The sequence below is a fragment of the Clostridium tertium genome (genome assembly GCF_902652255.1).
Lineage (GTDB): Bacteria > Bacillota > Clostridia > Clostridiales > Clostridiaceae > Clostridium > Clostridium tertium_A.
This window is the reverse complement of sequence record NZ_CACRTO010000013.1, coordinates 88,063-106,143: the sequence shown is the minus strand read 5'-3', so window position 1 is coordinate 106,143 and position 18,081 is coordinate 88,063. Positions and strand designations below refer to the sequence as shown.

Genomic DNA, 18,081 nt, shown 5'->3' with positions numbered 1-18,081 from the left:
TAATCTTATTCATTTTCCACAAATTTAAGCCTAAAAATATTATATTTTAAACATTTTATGAATAAATTTTACTCATTTCTTGCAATTTCATCATAATTATTATATTATATCTATTAGATAATTTTTTACTAAAGAAAAAGGGGGATTATTATATGGAATTATTTAATAACATAATTTTAGCATTCAATGATATATTATGGACTTATATATTAATTGCAATGTTAATAATAATTGGACTATATTTTACCTTTAAGACTAAATTTGTTCAATTTAGAAATATAAAAGAAATGTTTAGATTACTTGGGGATGGAGCTAAATCTAAAGATAATAAAAATACTATTTCATCCTTTCAAGCTTTTTGTATAAGTACAGCATCAAGAGTTGGTACTGGTAACTTAGCTGGTATTGCTACTGCTATAGCTATAGGTGGACCTGGAGCTATATTCTGGATGTGGCTTATAGCACTAATCGGTTCTGCTTCAGCATTTATAGAATCTACCTTAGCTCAAATTTATAAAGAGAAAGATGGTTCTAACTTTATAGGCGGACCAGCATACTATATGGAAAAAGGTCTTAAGAAGAAATGGATGGGTGTAATATTTGCTATATTAATTACTATCTCTTTCGGTCTTGTATTTAACTCAGTTCAATCTAATACTATTGCTTTATCACTAAATAGCTCCTTTGGGATTGATACTAAAATTGTAGGAATAGTTCTAACAATTTTAACAGTTATAATTATATTTGGTGGAGTTAAAAGAATTGCTAATGTATCAAGTGTTCTAGTTCCAATTATGGCAATAGCTTATATCTTAGTTGCTTTATTCATTGTATTTAAGAATATAACTGCTATTCCAAGCATTATTTCATTAATTTTTGAAAATGCCTTTGGTATTAATCAATTTGTTGGTGGTTCTATAGGTGCTGCTTTGATGCAAGGTATTAAAAGAGGATTATTTTCAAATGAAGCAGGCATGGGATCTGCTCCTAATGCTGCTGCAACTGCAACAGTATCCCATCCAATTAAGCAAGGCTTTATACAAACTCTAGGTGTATTTACTGATACAATTATAATTTGTAGCTGTACAGCATTTATTGTTCTATTATCTGGTGTTCCACTAGATGGAAGTATTAAAGGTATTGAACTTACTCAACTAGCAGTAAGCTCACAAGTAGGTTCCTGGGGTGGAATATTCATTTCAATATGTATATTATTATTTGCTTTTAGCTCTATAGTTGGTAACTATTATTATGGCGAAACAAATATTCAATTTATAACTAATAAAAAAATATACTTATCTATCTACAGAATATCCGTTGCATTAATGGTATTCTTTGGTTCATTAGTAAGTATGGATATAGTATGGAATCTAGCTGATGTATTTATGGGACTAATGGCAATAATTAATCTAATTGCTATAGTACTACTTGGTAAGATTGCCTTTAAGGCATTGGAGGATTATAACAAACAAAAGAAAGCTGGAATTAAAGAACCAGTATTTAAAGCATCTTCAATTCCAGAGCTTGATGATGAAGTAACTGAATGGAAATAAAAAAAACTCCTATTGGAGTTTTTTTATTAAATAGTTATTAATTAAGACTATCTTAAGATAGTCTTTTTTTTATAAATACATTCAAATATCTTTTATTATCTAGCTGCTACCTCTATATTAAGGTTAACAACTTCTTTATTATCAGCTCTAACAAAGGTTACTAAATCATCTTCCTTATTATCTTTATTTTTTACTTTACACTCAAACTTATAAGCTAGTACCATTTCATTATCCGAAATATTAATATAGTATAATATAGGATCATTAATTATTTGAGAATTCAAATCTAGATTTTTCAAATTATGTTGTAAAATATCCTTAGCTTCTTCTTCAGTTATATTTACATCATTTATATATTTCATTTTATCTACTGGATAATTAGTATATCCTTCTAATTTACCAGTAATATTATTAATAGCTACATTTATTTCTTGTTTATAATACGGATGTCCATCTTTTAACTTATAGAAATTAATATTATATATTGGCATTTGTGAATCTTCTTGTACTTTTACCTCTTTAAATAGATAATCATCCTTAGTTATTTTATTTAAATAAATCTCTGCTAATGATATTGCCTTATCTTCTGAAATAATATCAGCACCTTCACTAACTACTTCTGTAATATTCTTATTTGAAAATCCTAATACCTTGTACTCTTTATCGATATCTACTGCGTAACTACCAACCATTACAGAGTTTTTTATTTTAGAGCTTTTATTAGAAATCTTCCTTAAAGCATCTTCCTCCACTGAAATTTCAAATCCATTTTCACCATTAATAATATCTTCATCATAAAGCTCTTCAATGAAATGCTTAGCAATTTTCACTTCTTTACTACCTTTATTTAAGATATTATTTACTAATACTACTATAGATATTATTAAAATAACAATTATAATACTTGAAATTATGCTTATCTTTTTCGGTCTCATTGTATCCTCCTTGACTATATAAAAAACTTTTAGTTTTTTAATACAATGACTTTATAGTTTCTCTCTATATTTTAACCTATTTATATCAGAATATAAAGTTATAATTTAAATATATTTATTATAAATATAAAAGCTACCAAACAATATAAGTTAATGGGTAACTTTAAACTAACTAGTCCATATACTTATATTATTGGAAGCTTTGTTTTCATACATCATGAATATTTGTTTACTTTATGCATCCTATTATTTCATTAATATCTTTAATTCCTTGATTCTTTAAGAATTCTTCCATTTCTTCTATTATTTCTTTTCCTGCCATTGGATTTGCAAAGTTAACTGTACCTATTTGAATAGCTGTAGCCCCTGCCATCATAAATTCTATTGCATCTAGTCCAGTAGATATTCCACCTAAACCTATTACAGGTATATTAACTGCCTTTGATACTTCATGCACCATTCTTAAAGCTATTGGCTTTACAGCTGGACCAGAAAGTCCTGCATATACATTATTAAATATGGGCTTTCTTTTATACGGATCTATAGCAAAGCCTTTTAATGTATTAATTAAAGAAATTGAATCCGCTCCTGCTTCTTCACAACTTACTGCCATTCTCACTATATCTTCCGCATTTGGTGAAAGCTTAACCATAAGTGGCTTATCTACAATTTTCTTAATCTTTGATACTACATCATAAGCAACATTTGACTTAATTCCAAATGCCATACCACCAGATTTTACATTAGGACATGATATATTAAGTTCTATCATATCTATATCAGTTCCTACTAGTCTTTCAATAGCTTCTTCATAATCTTCCATGCATCCGCCACCAACATTAGCTATAATATTAGTTCCTAGCTTTTTCATTCTTGGAAGCTCTTCACTTATAAATCTATCTATACCTGGATTTTGAAGTCCTACTGAATTCATCATTCCTGATGGTGTTTCATATACTCTAATTCCTTCGTTACCATCCTTAGGGTTTAAAGTTAATCCTTTAGATGATATTCCTCCAAGTATTCCAACATCATAAAAGTCATTGTACTCTCCTCCAAAACCAAAGGTTCCTGAAGCTGCAATTACTGGATTTTTAAATTCTACTCCATTTATATTTACCTTTAACATTTAAATGCCTCCTTTGATTTTAAAGTTCTACATAATAGCCATCAAATACTGGGCCATCTTTGCAAGTTCTCTTATGTCCATCCTTAGTTTTGCATGTACAAACTAAACATGCCCCTACTCCACAAGCCATATGTTTTTCCATAGAAACTTGTATTTTAACATTCTTTTCCTTGCACATTTCAATAACTTTTTTCATCATTATTTCAGGTCCACAACATAATACAACATCATAGTCCTCAGGTTTTAATACATCTGTTACAAAACCTTTATGTCCATATTTACCTGTATTAGTAGTTAAAAATACTTCATCAGCATACTCTTTAATTTCTTCTATTAAATATACTTCATCTCTAAAACCTGCATATAAATCTAACTTGCTTGCATTATTATTTTCTCTAAGTTTCTTTGCAACTTCTAGCATTGGAGCTGTTCCTATTCCTCCAGCTACTAGAGCTACTCTACCTAGGTTCTCATCTATTTTAAATCCATTCCCAAGAGGTCCTGTTAAGTTTATATAATCACCTTTTTCTAAGACTGCATATTCCTTAGTTCCTTGTCCAACTACAGCGTATAGAAAAGTAATAGTTCCTTCGTTTTTTTCACAAACACTTATTGGTCTTGGAAGTAAAGTTTGGCCATTAAGTTTTAGCATATAAAACTGTCCAGGCTTTACTTCATTATTATCCTCCACTACCATCTTATATATATTGTCAACTATTCTCTCATTTAATAAAACCTTAGATTTAGTATAAGCCATGGTTCTCATCCCCCTAGATATTTTCTACAGCTTCTCTTATTTCATCTCTCATTCTAATTGCTTCTTCTCTTGCACATAAAGCAAATTCTTTTTCTCTTCCTTCTTGCTTCTTATATGCTAAAAGTATAGCTCTAGATGAGTTAACAACTCCTCCGTTACCATTATTTAAATACATAGCAACATCTGTAGCTTTTCCGCCTTGAGCACCATATCCAGGAATTAAGAAAAACATATTGTTAAATCTCTTTCTTATTTCAATTCCCTCTTCTACATGAGTACAACCTATTACTCCACCTATAGCTGAATATCCACAATCACCTACTATTGAATCTCCAATAGCTTTAAGCTTATCTCCAACTACTTTATAAACATCTCTACCATCTTCAGTTTTAAGCATTTCTATATCTTCTGCACCTTTATTAGAAGTTCTAACTAAAGTAAATACTCCCTTAGTTCCCTTTTCCATATAAGGCACATATGGTTCAATACTATCCATTCCCATATAAGGGCTTAATGTTATGAAGTCAGCTTCAAAATCACCTTCAAAGTGAGCCTTTGCATATTGCTTAGCAGTTGCTGCAATATCACCTCTTTTTATGTCAGCTACTATTATTGCATCCTTTTCTCTTAAGTATGATAATGTTTCTTTATAAGCTATCATTCCATCGATACCTAAAGCTTCATAATAAGCAATTTGCACTTTAAAACATGCTGCTACATCAATTGTTGCATCTATTATTTGCTTATTAAATTCTACTAATGCTTCAACATTACTTCTTCCTTCAAATAAGTACTCTGGTATATAATCTAGGGCAGTATCTAATCCAACACATACTACTCCTCTTTCTTCAACTCTTTTATATAACTTGTCTACAATAATACTCTTCATAATGTCCTCCTATTTTTTATATAGTACTTTTCCAGCCTTTATTGTCATTTCAACTTCTCCATAAAACTCCATACCTTCAAAAGGAGTATTTCTAGCCTTTGAATGGAATTCATTGGAATCTACTTTTATCTTTTTATCTAAATTAAGTATAACTAGATCTCCATCATACCCTGGGCTAATTAATCCCTTATTCATTCCAAGAATTTTAGCAGTATTCTTAGACATTATCTCACTTAACCTATTTAATGTTATAGCGCCAGACTTAACTAAAGTAGTATAACATATAGGGAATGATGTTTCTAGTCCAACCATTCCTGGTGATCCTTTTTCTTTATCATCCTTTGTATGAGGTGCATGATCTGTTCCTATGCAATCTACTACACCATCTTTAATTGCCTTTATAATTGCATCTACATCTTCTCTTTCCCTTATAGGGGGATTAACTCTATAATTGTTAACATCCTTAGTTAAGTAGATATGATGTGGTGTAACTTCACAAGTAATATTATCATATTCTTCTTTAGCTTCTCTTAAATAGCTTATAGCCTCTTTTGTGCTTACATGACACATATGAAGTCTTGCACCAGTTTCTTTAGCTAAATATATATCTCTTAAAGTCATTATATTTTCTGCCATAGTCATATCTATATCAGAAAATCCTCTATCCTCAGCGTGAGACATTATAATCCAGTTATGTTCTTTAGCCTTATTCATAGCTTCATACATTATTTCTGAATCCATAACACCAACACCATCATCTGAAATTGCCTTAAGTCTTTCATCGGAAGCAAAATCATCTAGGTGACTAAGATCCTTACCATTGAAACCTTTAGTAACTGATACACATTGGTGTAAATCTACTAAAGCTAATTCCTTTTCTCTATTTCTAACTCTTTCTAGAACTTCTTTGCTTGAGCAGATTGGTTGAGTATTTGCCATTAAGCAAACTCCAGTATATCCTCCCCTTAAAGCAGCTCTAGATCCAGTTTCTATATCTTCCTTATATGTTAATCCTGGTTCTCTAAAGTGAGCATGAGTATCTATAAATGTTGGCATTACAGTATGCTCTTTTGCATCTATTACTTCAATACCTTCCTTATTTAAATCTAATCCCACTTCTTTAATGATTCCATTTTCTATTAAAATATCTCCATTAAAATCCTGTAAACTGTCTACTACTCTAGCATTTTTTATTAATATATTCATAATTTCACCTCATACCTTTTATAAATCTGATAATTTCATTATATGGTCGCAAAAATCACACTTGTATGTTCCTTTATCTTCATTAATTAAATTAAAGGTATGTGAAACATATTTCTCTTCAGTAGTAATACAATTCCCATTGTTACATTTAATAACATCAACTACTCTTTCAGGTAGTTCAGGATTTATTTTTCTTACTATCTCTCCATTCTTAACTTCATTAATAGTTAAGTGTGGTGATAATAAACTTAATATTGTATAATCTATATCCATTATATTTTCTATTTTAATGATGTCTTTTTTACATGCTTTTTTACTTTCTACATTCATAATTAAAGCAACTTGACTATTTACCTTATCTAAGTTTAAATAGTTAAAAATCTTTATTCCCATACCAGCCATTATATGGTCTATTACTAACCCATTTTTTATACTAGTTATTTCTAACATCTAAACCACCTCCAAAAGCTTAGCAATTAATGCCATTCTCACATACATTCCATACTCAGCTTGTTTAAAATAAGATGCTCTCTTATCTTTATCTACTTCTATATCTATTTCATTAACTCTTGGTAGTGGATGCATAACTATCATATCATCTTTAGCTAATTTCATCTTTTCTACATCTAATATATAGCTATCCTTTAATCTTAAATACTCTTCTTCATTAAAGAATCTCTCTTTTTGAATTCTAGTCATATAAAGAATATCTAACTCCTCTATTACATCTTCTAACTTTTCTACTTCTCTAAATTCCACATTATTCTTTAGTAAAACTTCTTCTCTAATATATGTAGGTATTGAAAGCTCTTTTGGAGAAATTAGAATAAACTTTGTTCCTTCATATCTTGACATAGCTTTAATTAAGGAATGAACAGTTCTTCCGTTTTTTAAATCTCCACATAGTCCAATTACATGATTATTTAATCCTTCTTTTAGTGATTTGATAGTTAAAAGATCAGTTAATGTTTGAGTTGGATGCTGATGACCACCATCTCCTGCATTAATTACAGGAACCTCTGAATACATACTTGCAAGTCTTGCAGCACCTTCTTTAGGATGTCTCATTGCAATTATATCAGCATAAATTGATACCATAGTAATAGTATCTGCTAAAGTTTCTCCCTTTGCAGTTGAGCTTGAGTTAGGTTCAGAAAAACCTAGTATTTTTCCTCCAAGTCTCATCATTGCAGCTTCAAAACTAAATCTTGTTCTAGTACTTGGCTCATAAAATAGAGTAGCTAATATCTTTCCATCACATACATTAGAATACTCTTTTGGATTTGCAATTATTTGATGTGCTAAATTGAATATTTCTTCTAATTCTTCCTTAGAAAAATCCATAGGGTCAATTAAATGTTTTTTTGTCATATTCATCACTCCTTATTAACATCTCAGTGTTAAATTTAAAGGTATATACGTTGTAATTAAGTATAAATCTCATAAAAAAAGCCTCCCTTAAACTTAAGGAAGACATAATAAGCCTGTAGTATTTATTAATACCTAAATCTCCCTTATTAATCTCTCTGGATTAAGTTAAAGGTCTTCGTTTTCATTAGAATAACACTTCTATACAATGTTGTCAATAAATCTTTTTTAATTAACTTCTATATATTTATATAATAATTATTTAATTAAAATTTTAATAATTATTAGCTTAAGTAATTAATTAACTTATACTTCTTTCATAACTTTATATTATGTATTTAATATAAAGTAGTACCATTATTATAGTAGATTACATATTATATCTTATATTAATATTACTAATTTTAAGTTTTAATACTAAAGATAAAGGAGGATTTATATGTCAAACAGTACTGATTATGATAATTCTAAATTTGATTCTTATCTTGATTATGTTTATGAAGAATTTACCGCCAAGAATAATTCAAGTAATTATTTAAATTTATTATATCAAATACAAAGACAGCTTCAACATCTAGAACAAGAGCAAAGACAAGCTCAAGCTCAAGCTCAATTACAAGCCCAATTGCAGGCCCAATTGCAGGCCCAATTACAAGCTCAAGCTCAAGCTCAGTTACAAGCTCAATTACAAGCTCAGTTACAATCTCAATTACAACTTCAAGCTCAAGGCCAGGAAACTACAGATACAGATACAACTAGCAATAATCAGCCCATCAATATTAATATTACAGTAACTAATGGACTTACTTCAACTGAAAGTGAAAGCGAAACTGAAACAACTGCTGCAGGTTCTGCTTCTGGTTCCGCTGCTGGAGCTGCTGCTGCTAATGAAAACCAATCTGCTTTAGCCGCTACAGCTGGTAATGATAATGTTACAGTTCCAGTAAACGTTGATGATATAACTGTATAGTCATATTCTTAACTTTACTAGAAATTAATTGTTTATAATAGTGTCTCCTTGTAAAATTGTTATTTTATTATTATTTCAATATAGATTTAATATTTATTTTTGTCTCACTAGATCTTCGATTCTAGTGAGACTTTTTAATTTTATATTATATAAATTCAGTAATATAAAAAAATAACTCCTAGAAACCTAGGAGTTATGCCACTCTTAATCTTAATGCCAGTTATTCATTACATTATCCCACATCATTTTCCCACATTTTGCTAACGTAACTGTTCCATAGACGCTATTAGGTATTCCCATAGATAAAACTGTAAAACTAAAGTTTCCTTTAGATAGTCTAATAAGTTGTGTATCATTTTCAACACCAGCTTTATCACCTGTTTTACTAGAAATCTCATACTTTAAATCATCAGGAATATATAATGCTAATTTATTCTTAATCTGCTGTCTCATTAATATATCAATAAGCATTTGACTATTTTCTTTATTTAAATAGGTTGCATTATATAAATGCTTCCAAACCTTTGATAAATCTAATGCAGATGTAATATTTTCTATTTCATCTTTTGAATTTCTCTCATCTGTAGTCTTTCTATTTAAAATTGTATTTTTCAGACCCATTTCATCTATATTTTCATTAATTTTGTCCATAGTCAGGATATCTATAATTTTATTAGCAGCTGTGTTATCGCTTTGAATTAACATTGCAACTAATAATTCAAAAAGAGTATATTCTCTTTCATTAAACTCATGTATTATCCCTGTACCATAAACCTTATCCTTACCATCAATTTTAATCTTATCTAAGAAATCTAGTTTCTTATCTTCTACAGCTTTTATTAATGATACTGCTATAGGCAATTTCATACAACCTGCAGCTGTAATTTGAACGTTTTCATTATACCCATAAATATAACCACTTTTTAAATCCTCAAAGAAAAATCCATATGTTCCTATTCTTGATTCTAAATATTTCTTTATTTCTTTCATAATACCCTCCAGCTTTCTTACTGTAATTATATGCCTATTAAAATTATATCATATTGTCAGAAAATTTTGAAGTATTCATCAAAACTTTATATAATTTTATTTAAAAATTATTAAAAAACAGTGGTGGAGCAATATCTCCACCACCTATAATTCCCTAATCAGCAAAAGAAATTCCTATTTTCTTAGCCATTTTTACTAATTCACCATTAGGATCAACTAGTTTTGATTTTTGACCTATAACATTTTCTAGGCTATCGCTTGAGATTTTACCATCTTTTAAACATACCATTTGTCCAAATTTTTCTTCTTTAATTAGTTCAACAGCTCCAACGCCATATCTTGTAGAAAGAATTCTATCATATGTTGATGTTGTTCCACCTCTTTGTATATGTCCAAGGACTGTACATCTAACTTCTTTATCTGGTAATAGCTTTTCTAAATCGTCCGCTAATTTATTGCCAATACCTCCAAGTCTTATTGGATCTGGACTATCTGCAACTATCTTAGCAACAACAACATCACCATCTTTTGGCTTAGCGCCTTCTGCTACAACCACAATACTAAATCTTCTTCCAGCTTCTTCTCTTTCTTTAACCTTATCAACAATTTTATTAATATCATAAGGCATTTCAGGTAAAAGAATAACATCAGCCGAACCAGCGATTCCTGATTCTAATGCTATCCATCCAGCACCTCTACCCATAACCTCACATAGCATAACCCTATGATGTGATTCCGCTGTAGTATGAAGCCTATCTAAAGCTTCTGTTGCAACATCAATAGCTGTATTAAAACCAAAAGTAACATCTGTAGATGCTAAGTCATTATCTATAGTTTTAGGTACGCCTATTACATTAACTCCTTTTCTTGCGAAATCTCTAGCAGAAGTTAATGTTCCATCTCCTCCTATAACTATTAATACATCTACGCCTTCTTTTTTTAAATTCTCAACTGCCACATCTGAAACGTCTTTTTTTACCATAACGCCATCTTCTTCAACTAAATAATCAAATAAGTTGTCCTTATTTGAACTATATAATATAGTTCCTCCTCTGTGAAGGATACCTGATACGCTATCTAATGTTAGAGGTACAAAATCATTATTATATAATCCTCTATAACCAAATTTGTAGCCTATTACTTCCATTCCATAGTTCAATATTGCTGTTCTAGTTACGGCTCTAATAACTGCATTTAATCCTGGACAATCTCCACCACCTGTTAGTAACGCTATTTTTTTAATTTGTTGTGACATAAAAAATCCCCCTACCCACTACGTTAGTTTTTAGAATTGATTATACTTTTGAAATTTTCTGTCAATTGCTGTTAAAAAAAAGTCTAATTTTGCAATTGTTTTCAAAATGTTGTTTTTCTTTTCTTATTTAATGATATCATAAAGATTTTATACTGAAAAGCATATTATTTTATATTTTTCAGAAAATTTTTAAATTATAATTTACAAAAAATAATTGGAAATTTTTTAAAATTAAGCCTTGATATATAGTATTTAATACCTTATAATATAATTATATCTATTGTTTGGAGGGTGTAAAATGATTAGCTTTAACGAAGAGTTTTTAAAACTAGAAGAAGAAAAAAATACTTTAAGAAAATTAAAATCTAAACTTTCTAGTTTAGATGACGAGATTTCTACTACAAAAAACAAATATAATGATTTAAAAATCAGTCTTTATAAAGAAAAAAAGGATGTAGATAAGCTAGAGTCTCTTAGCCTATCATATATTTTTCATAAGATTAAAGGAAATATGGATGATAAAATCTCAAAAGAAAAATTTGAATACTTAGAAGCACAAGCAAAATTTATTGAAGTAGAAGATTATTTAAATAGGCTTTTATCTAACAAAGAATCTTTGAACAAAGCAATATGTGATATTGGCAATATTGATTTAAAGTACAATGATTTATTAGAAAAGTCATCTGAGTATATAATAAATCTTAATAATGAAAAAAGCTTAGAAATTTCTAAAATACTTGAAGAAATTAATAAACTTTCCTTAGAAAAGAAAGAAATTCAAGAAGCTTTAAGAGAGGGTACAAACCTTATACCTGGCATAGATGTTGCTATATCTAATTTAAATAGTGCTTTAAACTGGGGAGTTTATGACATGATTGGTGGAGACTTTATTGCCACAATGGCAAAAAGATCTAAAATGAATGATGCCTCTAATTCTATTAACTCTATAAAAGTACTGTTAAATAGATATAATTCTGAATTAAATGATTTAAGTGATAATATAAACATATCTTTAGATTTAGATGGATTTTCAGGAGCAATGGATTATATCTTTGACAACTTCTTCACTGACTATATAATACAAGACAAAATTAAATCTGCTTTAAGATCTACCAAAGTATTAAGATATAAAGTTTCAGATATACAAAATAACTTAACTGCCCAATTACAATGTACTGAAATAAAAATAAATAGCTTAAAGAAAAATCTTGAAGAAGCTATAATAAATGAATAAAAAGAATTAATATGGGGCTATGGTATTAAGAATAAATACTTCAATATATCATGATAATTTTAAATTAACAAAAATAATATATTGCATGTAAATTCTTAGCCATAGCCCTTATAAATTTTATTGAGTAATTCTGATCAAATTACTTCTTTATTTCTTGAATTTTTATATTGTAAGAGTTACTATTCCAGCTAAAGATAAAGCAAGTAATACTATACCAGCCACTACTCTATATATAGCAAAGATTCTCATAGGTTTCTTCTTTAAGTAACTTACAAACATGTCCATAACTATTATTGATACAATAAATGCTACTATAAACCCAACTATTAAAGCTACTATATATGTAGAATTCATTATAGAATAATCAAAGTTAAATAAATCCATAGCTGAAGAACCAACCATAGCTGGAACTGCTAAAAAGAAAGAAAACTCTGCTGCTACTGGAGTTGAAAGTCCAGCAACCCAACCTCCCATTATTGTAGATGCACTTCTTGACATTCCTGGCCACATAGATAAAACTTGAAATAATCCAACCTTTAATGATTGCATTGGAGTTAAGTCAAAAACATCTACAGTTGGAGTTTTACCTCTTTTAGATGTCTTATTTCTAAATAAGTTTTCCATAATAATTAATAATATACCACCAACTATAAAACCAACTATAACTGCTGAAGGTTTAAATAGACCTTTAATTTTATCATATAAAGTTAATCCCATTATTAATGCTGGTATTGATGCAATAATAACATTTATACCAAATTGGAAGCCTTTCTTTCCCTTCTTTCCACCTGAAAAAATATAAGTAAAAAAGTCTACAACGGCTCCCCATAATTTATTCCAATATAATACCACTACTGCAAGTATTGCACCAAGTTGAATTACAACTTCAAACATTTTAGCAAACTCTTCAGCACCTACTCCACCTGATCTAAATCCAATTAAACTACCAACTAATATCATATGTCCAGTAGATGAAACAGGTACGAACTCTGTTAGACCTTCTACTATTGCTATTATTATAGCTTTAAATATATAGATAAAATCTAAACCCATTATTTTCCCTCCTTAAAACTTCCTATATTACAACAATTTTTATTATAACTGTATTATTATTTACTGTCTATTACCTAAAATATTAAGATTTTCTTATTAATTACTTACTTCAATTGAACTTACTGTATTTTCACCATCTAAAGAAAGAGAAATAACATTATCACCTTCATTAAATAATATATCTGTGTACTTATTCACTTTTCTATATTCATTATCATTTTCTTTTAAATAGTACTCATCTAGTATTTTTCCATCCTTAAAAGCCCCAACAATAAAGCTTTCTTGCTTATCATCCTTATCTTCAGTCTTTTCTTGTTTTTTCATTAATATTAAATAAGCTTTTTCATCCTTAGTTTCTGTTTTATCTATAGGATTCTTATTAATTATATCTTTATTCTCTGTAAATATAGTAGGACCTACATAATTCCCCTTAAATTTTAAAGCTATAGAGTCCGTATCCTTAATATAAGTTATATAACTATTACTTCTTTTCATATCAGTAGTATTATCAATGTTAATTGTATATGTATATAGTGTTTTCTTTAGCATTGGAATATAATCACTTCTCTTACTACTTCCTGTATAATTATAATTTCTAATATCATTTTCTAGAACTTCCATAGCACTACAAGGGAACCCCTCATTATCAAAGTATCCCTTATCTATGAAGTCGATCATAACCCACTTGTTATATTCTTTACTCCAATATTCAACAACATAATATGATTTTTCTTTATTAGATCCTACATTCGTTCTTTTAAATTCACCAACTCTTGCTGTGTATCCTAGACTTTGAAGGAAATCTCTATATATAATCCCAAGGTCCTTTGCTGCCACCTTCTTTTCACCTGTTTTTTCCTTAAGAATATCAAATCCATTTATCCTATTTGTGCTTGGCACATCATCAAATGTAATAATATTTTCTAAAACCTCAGCAACCTTAATCGCCTTGTTAAGCTGTCCATCTACACCTTTAACCTTTTCTTCTAAATCATAATTATCTTTTAAAATCTTTATCTTTTCGTCATCAGACTTACTATAGAAAAACTCTATATTATTTTCATTATATATATTGTCCCAATTTTTTATTAATAAATCATTAATAAACTTACCATTAAAAGTGTAGATAAATGCTAATGCACAAATCATAATTACGATTCCAGTAATAAGAATCCTCTTAAATATCTTCATATAAACTCCCCCTATATACATAGTATTAAAATAGCTCTGTCGCAAAATGAATAATGAAAAATTAATGAAAAAACTCCCGAAGGAGTTTTTAATAGAAATTAGTTTTAGTAATTTTATAAGAATTACTTCAATAATTCTTCATTTTCAATTTGGGCTATTTTTACGACAGCCTCTTAATTAACAATATTAATTATTGGTAAATTCATCTTTATGCGATTTTAAAAGATTAAATCAATACTAGTTGTATCAAATTCATTTGTTTCATCTTTTAAGAATTCATCATAAACCTTCTTAGCATTATTATAGTTACTTATTAACTTTTCTTTAATAGATTCATCTAATGAAACAGGCATATCTTCATAAGCAGACTTAATATTATCAAAACCTCTTGCAATATCATTTTCAACAGTCATGTAATACCATCCTGCATTATTTAAAGCTATCGAATCTTTCTCATTCATTGAGTAAGCTTTTCTAACTAGTTCTATTCCCTCATCAAAATTCGAGTTATTAAGATATATAGTACCTAATATTCTATAATAATCTGAATTATTTTCATCTAATTTTATTGCTTCTTCTAAATATGGAATTGCTTCATCATACTTTTCATTTTTAATCTTAAAATCAAAAATTTTCTTATATAAACTAATATCTTCTTTTTTTATTTCTAACAATAATTCATAGTATTTCATACCTTTATCATTATTTGATTGATAATTAGTATAATAATCTGCAACACTCATTATCAATTTATAATTAAATGGATCCTTTTGAATAGCTGTTCTATAATAAATCTCTATTGGTTCAAATTTGCCCATTGCAATTTGAAGTCTAGGAATTAAGCTTCCGTAAGTATTTGAATACTTAGAATCAGCAAGTACTGCCTTTTTGGCATAGCTTAGTGCTTCTTCTAACTTATTATTATATTCACTCTTTAGCGATAATAAATAATATGTTGTGTATGACTCTTTATTCCATGCTTTTGCTTTCTTTGCAGCTTCATTTATATAGTCTTCTGCTTCAGCTTTTTCTCCAAGGTTATTGTAAGCTTCAAAATTAACTAAATCTACACCTATGTTAACTACACCATCTGCTTCTAATTCCTTGGTTAATTCAACAGCTTTTTCAGACGTATCTTTTGCTATAGAGTATGCTTTAGCTAATAGCGCCTTATATCCAACATCATCTGTATTCTTTACTTTTTCTTCTAAGGTTTTAATTAACTTATCCTTATCATAAGCATAAATACTATTTATTACATCATAAATCTTAAGTTCGTTTTTATCTGTTTCCCATGCAGACTTTAAAAGATCTAACCCTTTATCCCATCTATCAACCATTATATTCATATTAGCTAGTACCGCTTTATCATAAGCTGAATTATTGTCTAAAGGATATTCTTCTGTTAACTCTTCTGCTTTATATGTATATTCCTTAACTAAATATGCTTGGAATAGTATATTTAATGTATCCCTATTACTACCATAATCATTAATATACTTTTCACCAAAACTAATTACCTCTTCATATTCACCATTTGACGCAAAAGTAAATAGAATAGAGTTAATTAATTCAATATCTCTCTCTTTATTTTTAGAATAACCTTCTTCTTTAATTATCTTATCTCTAACAACAACTATTTCTTTTAATAGAGAATTTGATTTCTTAGTCTCTCCCTTTATCGAATAAATATCAGCAACCTTAGCATTCCATATTGGCCATGCTTCTTTACTCTGTAGATTTTTATATTCATCTACAGCTTCATCATATTTATTTTCATAAGATAATACTTCTGCAGTATTATTAGTAATATCAACCTGCTCTATAGTAGTAGCATTCTTAATAATAAGTACCATAAATAATATTAGTAAACATGAAGTACTTATCATTACTATAGGTTCTGTGTATTTATTTTTTTCATTTGCTTTTTTATATTTTGCAGCTATTTTTTTACATACATTTTTTATAAGTCTAAAAAATGACATAACACCTTGTGAAATCTTTTCAAAAAACGGTTTCACAGGATTTATTATAGCAGAAAAAAGTGATTTAGGCTCCTTCATTTCTACCTCCACAAATAAGATTATCTTCTTGTTTTACGATATTATCAATTTTATCAAAGTTTTTAAGTATTTACAATTAAATATTTGAATTTGTCAATATATTTTAATAATTTAATTACAATAAATTGTAAATTGTCAAGTAAAATTACACTTAAAAATAAATAGTAGCTACTATAAAATAGCTACTATTTAAAATATGAATTAGATATGTAATTTCATAAAATCATTTCTGCTAATCTTATATAAATTTTAAAATTATAGTAATCTAATTAAAAAGAAATATATTGCCGGTGCTAAAAACACTGTCATAATACCAGCTATTCCTATTGATAACGAACTCATAGCCCCCTCAGTTTCTCCAAGTTCAATAGCTTTTGTAGTTCCAACCGCATGTGATGCTGTTCCTAATGCTATTCCAATTGCAACTTTATCTTTAATCTTAAATATCTTACATATTAAAGGTCCAATCACTGCACCTATTATTCCAGAAACTACTATAGCTAATACAGTAACTGGGGGTAATCCACCTAATTGATTAGTAATTTCTATGCCTATTGGTGTAGTAACTGATTTTGAAATTAATGAAATAGTTAAAACTTCTTCCATGCCGAAGATACTAGCTAACAATACAACCGATGTAACACTCACTGCACTACCTATTAAAATCCCAGTTAATATAGGAAGTAAATGCTTCTTCAAAAGTTGAAGCTGTTTATATAAAGGTACTGCTAAAACTACAGTTGCCGGTCCTAAAAACATATTTATAAATTCTCCACCACGATTATAATCTTCCACACTTACATTGAAAATTACTAAAAATCCAATAATTAAAATAATTGCAATTAAAAGTGGGTTAAATATAGGAAGTTTGGTCTTCTTATAAAGAAATAATCCAATTTCAAAGGCTAGTAAAGAAATAACTACTCCAAATAAAATATTTTCTGTTAATAAACTCATTTCTATCCTTCTTCCTTTCTTACTTTCCCTTTTTAGCCTTAATAACTAACTGTACTACAGTCCCCGTTACCACTATAACTATTGCTGTTGTCACGATACATAGTACTAAAATTGGTATAAGGTTAGCTTTAATTAAGTCAAATGATGAAATTAATCCAACACCTGCTGGTATAAAGAAGAAAGCTAAGTGATCTAGAAAGAAATTTGATACACTTTCTATTTTTTCTACTTTAATAACTTTAGTCATTAATAATAATAATAAAATTATCATTCCTAATATATTTCCTGGTAAAGGAAGTGAAAATCCTTTGGAAATAACCTCTCCAATTAAATATATACCGAGGATTAATATTGCCTCTCTAAAAATCTTCATTTTATTATCCTCCTTAACTATCTAAATTATAATTTATCACTAATAAAAAGATATGTAAATCCATTAAACCTTTTCAAAATTAATTATATTTCTCAATATTATTTAGTTAAATTCTTAATATACATTTTATTACTTTGCTATTATAAATAAAAATAATT

16 protein-coding genes and 1 pseudogene are annotated in these 18,081 nt (G+C 28.4%); 3 read left to right on the top strand and 14 right to left on the bottom strand.

Annotation, left to right across the window (positions count from 1 at the left end; genetic code table 11):
* Window positions 1-152: 152 nt before the first annotated feature.
* On the top strand, window positions 153-1,553 hold the full coding sequence (locus GPX08_RS05430) for an amino acid carrier protein (RefSeq protein WP_156625823.1): 1,401 nt from the start codon (window positions 153-155) through the stop codon (window positions 1,551-1,553).
* Window positions 1,554-1,648: 95 nt separating this feature from the next.
* Here GPX08_RS05430 and GPX08_RS05425 read toward each other — a convergent pair whose 3' ends face one another.
* The 7 genes from GPX08_RS05425 to pyrB form a co-directional block, all read right to left on the bottom strand.
* The gene (locus GPX08_RS05425; protein WP_156625822.1) at window positions 1,649-2,488 is read right to left on the bottom strand and encodes a hypothetical protein; all 840 of its coding nucleotides are present in this window, start codon (window positions 2,486-2,488) and stop codon (window positions 1,649-1,651) included.
* A gap of 229 nt (window positions 2,489-2,717) precedes the next feature.
* Window positions 2,718-3,617, bottom strand: a complete 900-nt coding sequence (locus GPX08_RS05420) for a dihydroorotate dehydrogenase (RefSeq protein ID WP_156625821.1) — start codon at window positions 3,615-3,617, stop codon at window positions 2,718-2,720.
* A 19-nt stretch (window positions 3,618-3,636) separates the two neighbouring features.
* Window positions 3,637-4,374 (bottom strand): dihydroorotate dehydrogenase electron transfer subunit, encoded by a 738-nt coding sequence (locus GPX08_RS05415; RefSeq protein ID WP_156625820.1) that lies wholly within the window; start codon window positions 4,372-4,374, stop codon window positions 3,637-3,639.
* 13 nt (window positions 4,375-4,387) lie between these two features.
* Entirely contained in the window at window positions 4,388-5,263 is an 876-nt protein-coding gene (gene pyrF, locus GPX08_RS05410; protein WP_156625819.1) for an orotidine-5'-phosphate decarboxylase, read from the bottom strand.
* 9 nt (window positions 5,264-5,272) lie between these two features.
* Entirely contained in the window at window positions 5,273-6,469 is a 1,197-nt protein-coding gene (locus tag GPX08_RS05405) for an amidohydrolase family protein (protein WP_156625818.1), read from the bottom strand.
* A gap of 18 nt (window positions 6,470-6,487) precedes the next feature.
* On the bottom strand, window positions 6,488-6,919 hold the full coding sequence (locus GPX08_RS05400; protein WP_136005807.1) for an aspartate carbamoyltransferase regulatory subunit: 432 nt from the start codon (window positions 6,917-6,919) through the stop codon (window positions 6,488-6,490).
* On the bottom strand, window positions 6,920-7,846 hold the full coding sequence (gene pyrB, locus GPX08_RS05395; RefSeq protein ID WP_156625817.1) for an aspartate carbamoyltransferase: 927 nt from the start codon (window positions 7,844-7,846) through the stop codon (window positions 6,920-6,922). It abuts the gene before it with no gap.
* A gap of 571 nt (window positions 7,847-8,417) precedes the next feature.
* Here pyrB and GPX08_RS05390 point away from each other — a divergent pair.
* Window positions 8,418-8,570, top strand: a pseudogene (locus GPX08_RS05390) (CoA transferase); the annotation flags it as partial.
* 447 nt (window positions 8,571-9,017) lie between these two features.
* Here GPX08_RS05390 and GPX08_RS05385 read toward each other — a convergent pair.
* Window positions 9,018-9,797 (bottom strand): serine hydrolase, encoded by a 780-nt coding sequence (locus GPX08_RS05385; RefSeq protein WP_156625816.1) that lies wholly within the window; start codon window positions 9,795-9,797, stop codon window positions 9,018-9,020.
* 154 nt (window positions 9,798-9,951) lie between these two features.
* The gene (locus GPX08_RS05380) at window positions 9,952-11,052 is read right to left on the bottom strand and encodes an ATP-dependent 6-phosphofructokinase (protein ID WP_156625815.1); all 1,101 of its coding nucleotides are present in this window, start codon (window positions 11,050-11,052) and stop codon (window positions 9,952-9,954) included.
* Window positions 11,053-11,350: 298 nt separating this feature from the next.
* Here GPX08_RS05380 and GPX08_RS05375 point away from each other — a divergent pair, with 298 nt between their 5' ends.
* Window positions 11,351-12,286, top strand: a complete 936-nt coding sequence (locus GPX08_RS05375) for a hypothetical protein (RefSeq protein ID WP_156625814.1) — start codon at window positions 11,351-11,353, stop codon at window positions 12,284-12,286.
* Between the two features lie 162 nt (window positions 12,287-12,448).
* Here GPX08_RS05375 and GPX08_RS05370 read toward each other — a convergent pair whose 3' ends face one another.
* The 5 genes from GPX08_RS05370 to GPX08_RS05350 form a co-directional block, all read right to left on the bottom strand.
* A complete protein-coding gene (locus GPX08_RS05370) occupies window positions 12,449-13,339 on the bottom strand; it encodes an undecaprenyl-diphosphate phosphatase (protein ID WP_156625813.1) in 891 nt (296 codons plus the stop codon).
* A 96-nt stretch (window positions 13,340-13,435) separates the two neighbouring features.
* Window positions 13,436-14,530 carry a hypothetical protein gene (locus GPX08_RS05365; protein WP_156625812.1) on the bottom strand — a complete coding sequence of 365 codons (1,095 nt, stop codon included), beginning with the start codon at window positions 14,528-14,530 and terminating at the stop codon, window positions 13,436-13,438.
* Between the two features lie 218 nt (window positions 14,531-14,748).
* Window positions 14,749-16,593, bottom strand: a complete 1,845-nt coding sequence (locus GPX08_RS05360) for a tetratricopeptide repeat protein (protein ID WP_156625811.1) — start codon at window positions 16,591-16,593, stop codon at window positions 14,749-14,751.
* Window positions 16,594-16,848: 255 nt separating this feature from the next.
* Window positions 16,849-17,550, bottom strand: coding sequence for an LrgB family protein (locus tag GPX08_RS05355; RefSeq protein WP_156625810.1), 702 nt, complete (start codon window positions 17,548-17,550; stop codon window positions 16,849-16,851).
* Window positions 17,551-17,569: 19 nt separating this feature from the next.
* Window positions 17,570-17,923 (bottom strand): CidA/LrgA family protein, encoded by a 354-nt coding sequence (locus GPX08_RS05350; protein ID WP_156625809.1) that lies wholly within the window; start codon window positions 17,921-17,923, stop codon window positions 17,570-17,572.
* Window positions 17,924-18,081 lie beyond the last annotated feature (158 nt).

What these genes read in the sequence shown, in the direction of transcription:
- GPX08_RS05430 (WP_156625823.1), top strand. Translation starts at nt 153, where the DNA reads ATGGAATTATTTAATAACATAATTTTAGCATTCAATGATATATTATGG.
- GPX08_RS05425 (WP_156625822.1), bottom strand. Translation starts at nt 2,488, where the DNA reads ATGAGACCGAAAAAGATAAGCATAATTTCAAGTATTATAATTGTTATT.
- GPX08_RS05420 (WP_156625821.1), bottom strand. Translation starts at nt 3,617, where the DNA reads ATGTTAAAGGTAAATATAAATGGAGTAGAATTTAAAAATCCAGTAATT.
- GPX08_RS05415 (WP_156625820.1), bottom strand. Translation starts at nt 4,374, where the DNA reads ATGGCTTATACTAAATCTAAGGTTTTATTAAATGAGAGAATAGTTGAC.
- pyrF (WP_156625819.1), bottom strand. Translation starts at nt 5,263, where the DNA reads ATGAAGAGTATTATTGTAGACAAGTTATATAAAAGAGTTGAAGAAAGA.
- GPX08_RS05405 (WP_156625818.1), bottom strand. Translation starts at nt 6,469, where the DNA reads ATGAATATATTAATAAAAAATGCTAGAGTAGTAGACAGTTTACAGGAT.
- GPX08_RS05400 (WP_136005807.1), bottom strand. Translation starts at nt 6,919, where the DNA reads ATGTTAGAAATAACTAGTATAAAAAATGGGTTAGTAATAGACCATATA.
- pyrB (WP_156625817.1), bottom strand. Translation starts at nt 7,846, where the DNA reads ATGAATATGACAAAAAAACATTTAATTGACCCTATGGATTTTTCTAAG.
- GPX08_RS05385 (WP_156625816.1), bottom strand. Translation starts at nt 9,797, where the DNA reads ATGAAAGAAATAAAGAAATATTTAGAATCAAGAATAGGAACATATGGA.
- GPX08_RS05380 (WP_156625815.1), bottom strand. Translation starts at nt 11,052, where the DNA reads ATGTCACAACAAATTAAAAAAATAGCGTTACTAACAGGTGGTGGAGAT.
- GPX08_RS05375 (WP_156625814.1), top strand. Translation starts at nt 11,351, where the DNA reads ATGATTAGCTTTAACGAAGAGTTTTTAAAACTAGAAGAAGAAAAAAAT.
- GPX08_RS05370 (WP_156625813.1), bottom strand. Translation starts at nt 13,339, where the DNA reads ATGGGTTTAGATTTTATCTATATATTTAAAGCTATAATAATAGCAATA.
- GPX08_RS05365 (WP_156625812.1), bottom strand. Translation starts at nt 14,530, where the DNA reads ATGAAGATATTTAAGAGGATTCTTATTACTGGAATCGTAATTATGATT.
- GPX08_RS05360 (WP_156625811.1), bottom strand. Translation starts at nt 16,593, where the DNA reads ATGAAGGAGCCTAAATCACTTTTTTCTGCTATAATAAATCCTGTGAAA.
- GPX08_RS05355 (WP_156625810.1), bottom strand. Translation starts at nt 17,550, where the DNA reads ATGAGTTTATTAACAGAAAATATTTTATTTGGAGTAGTTATTTCTTTA.
- GPX08_RS05350 (WP_156625809.1), bottom strand. Translation starts at nt 17,923, where the DNA reads ATGAAGATTTTTAGAGAGGCAATATTAATCCTCGGTATATATTTAATT.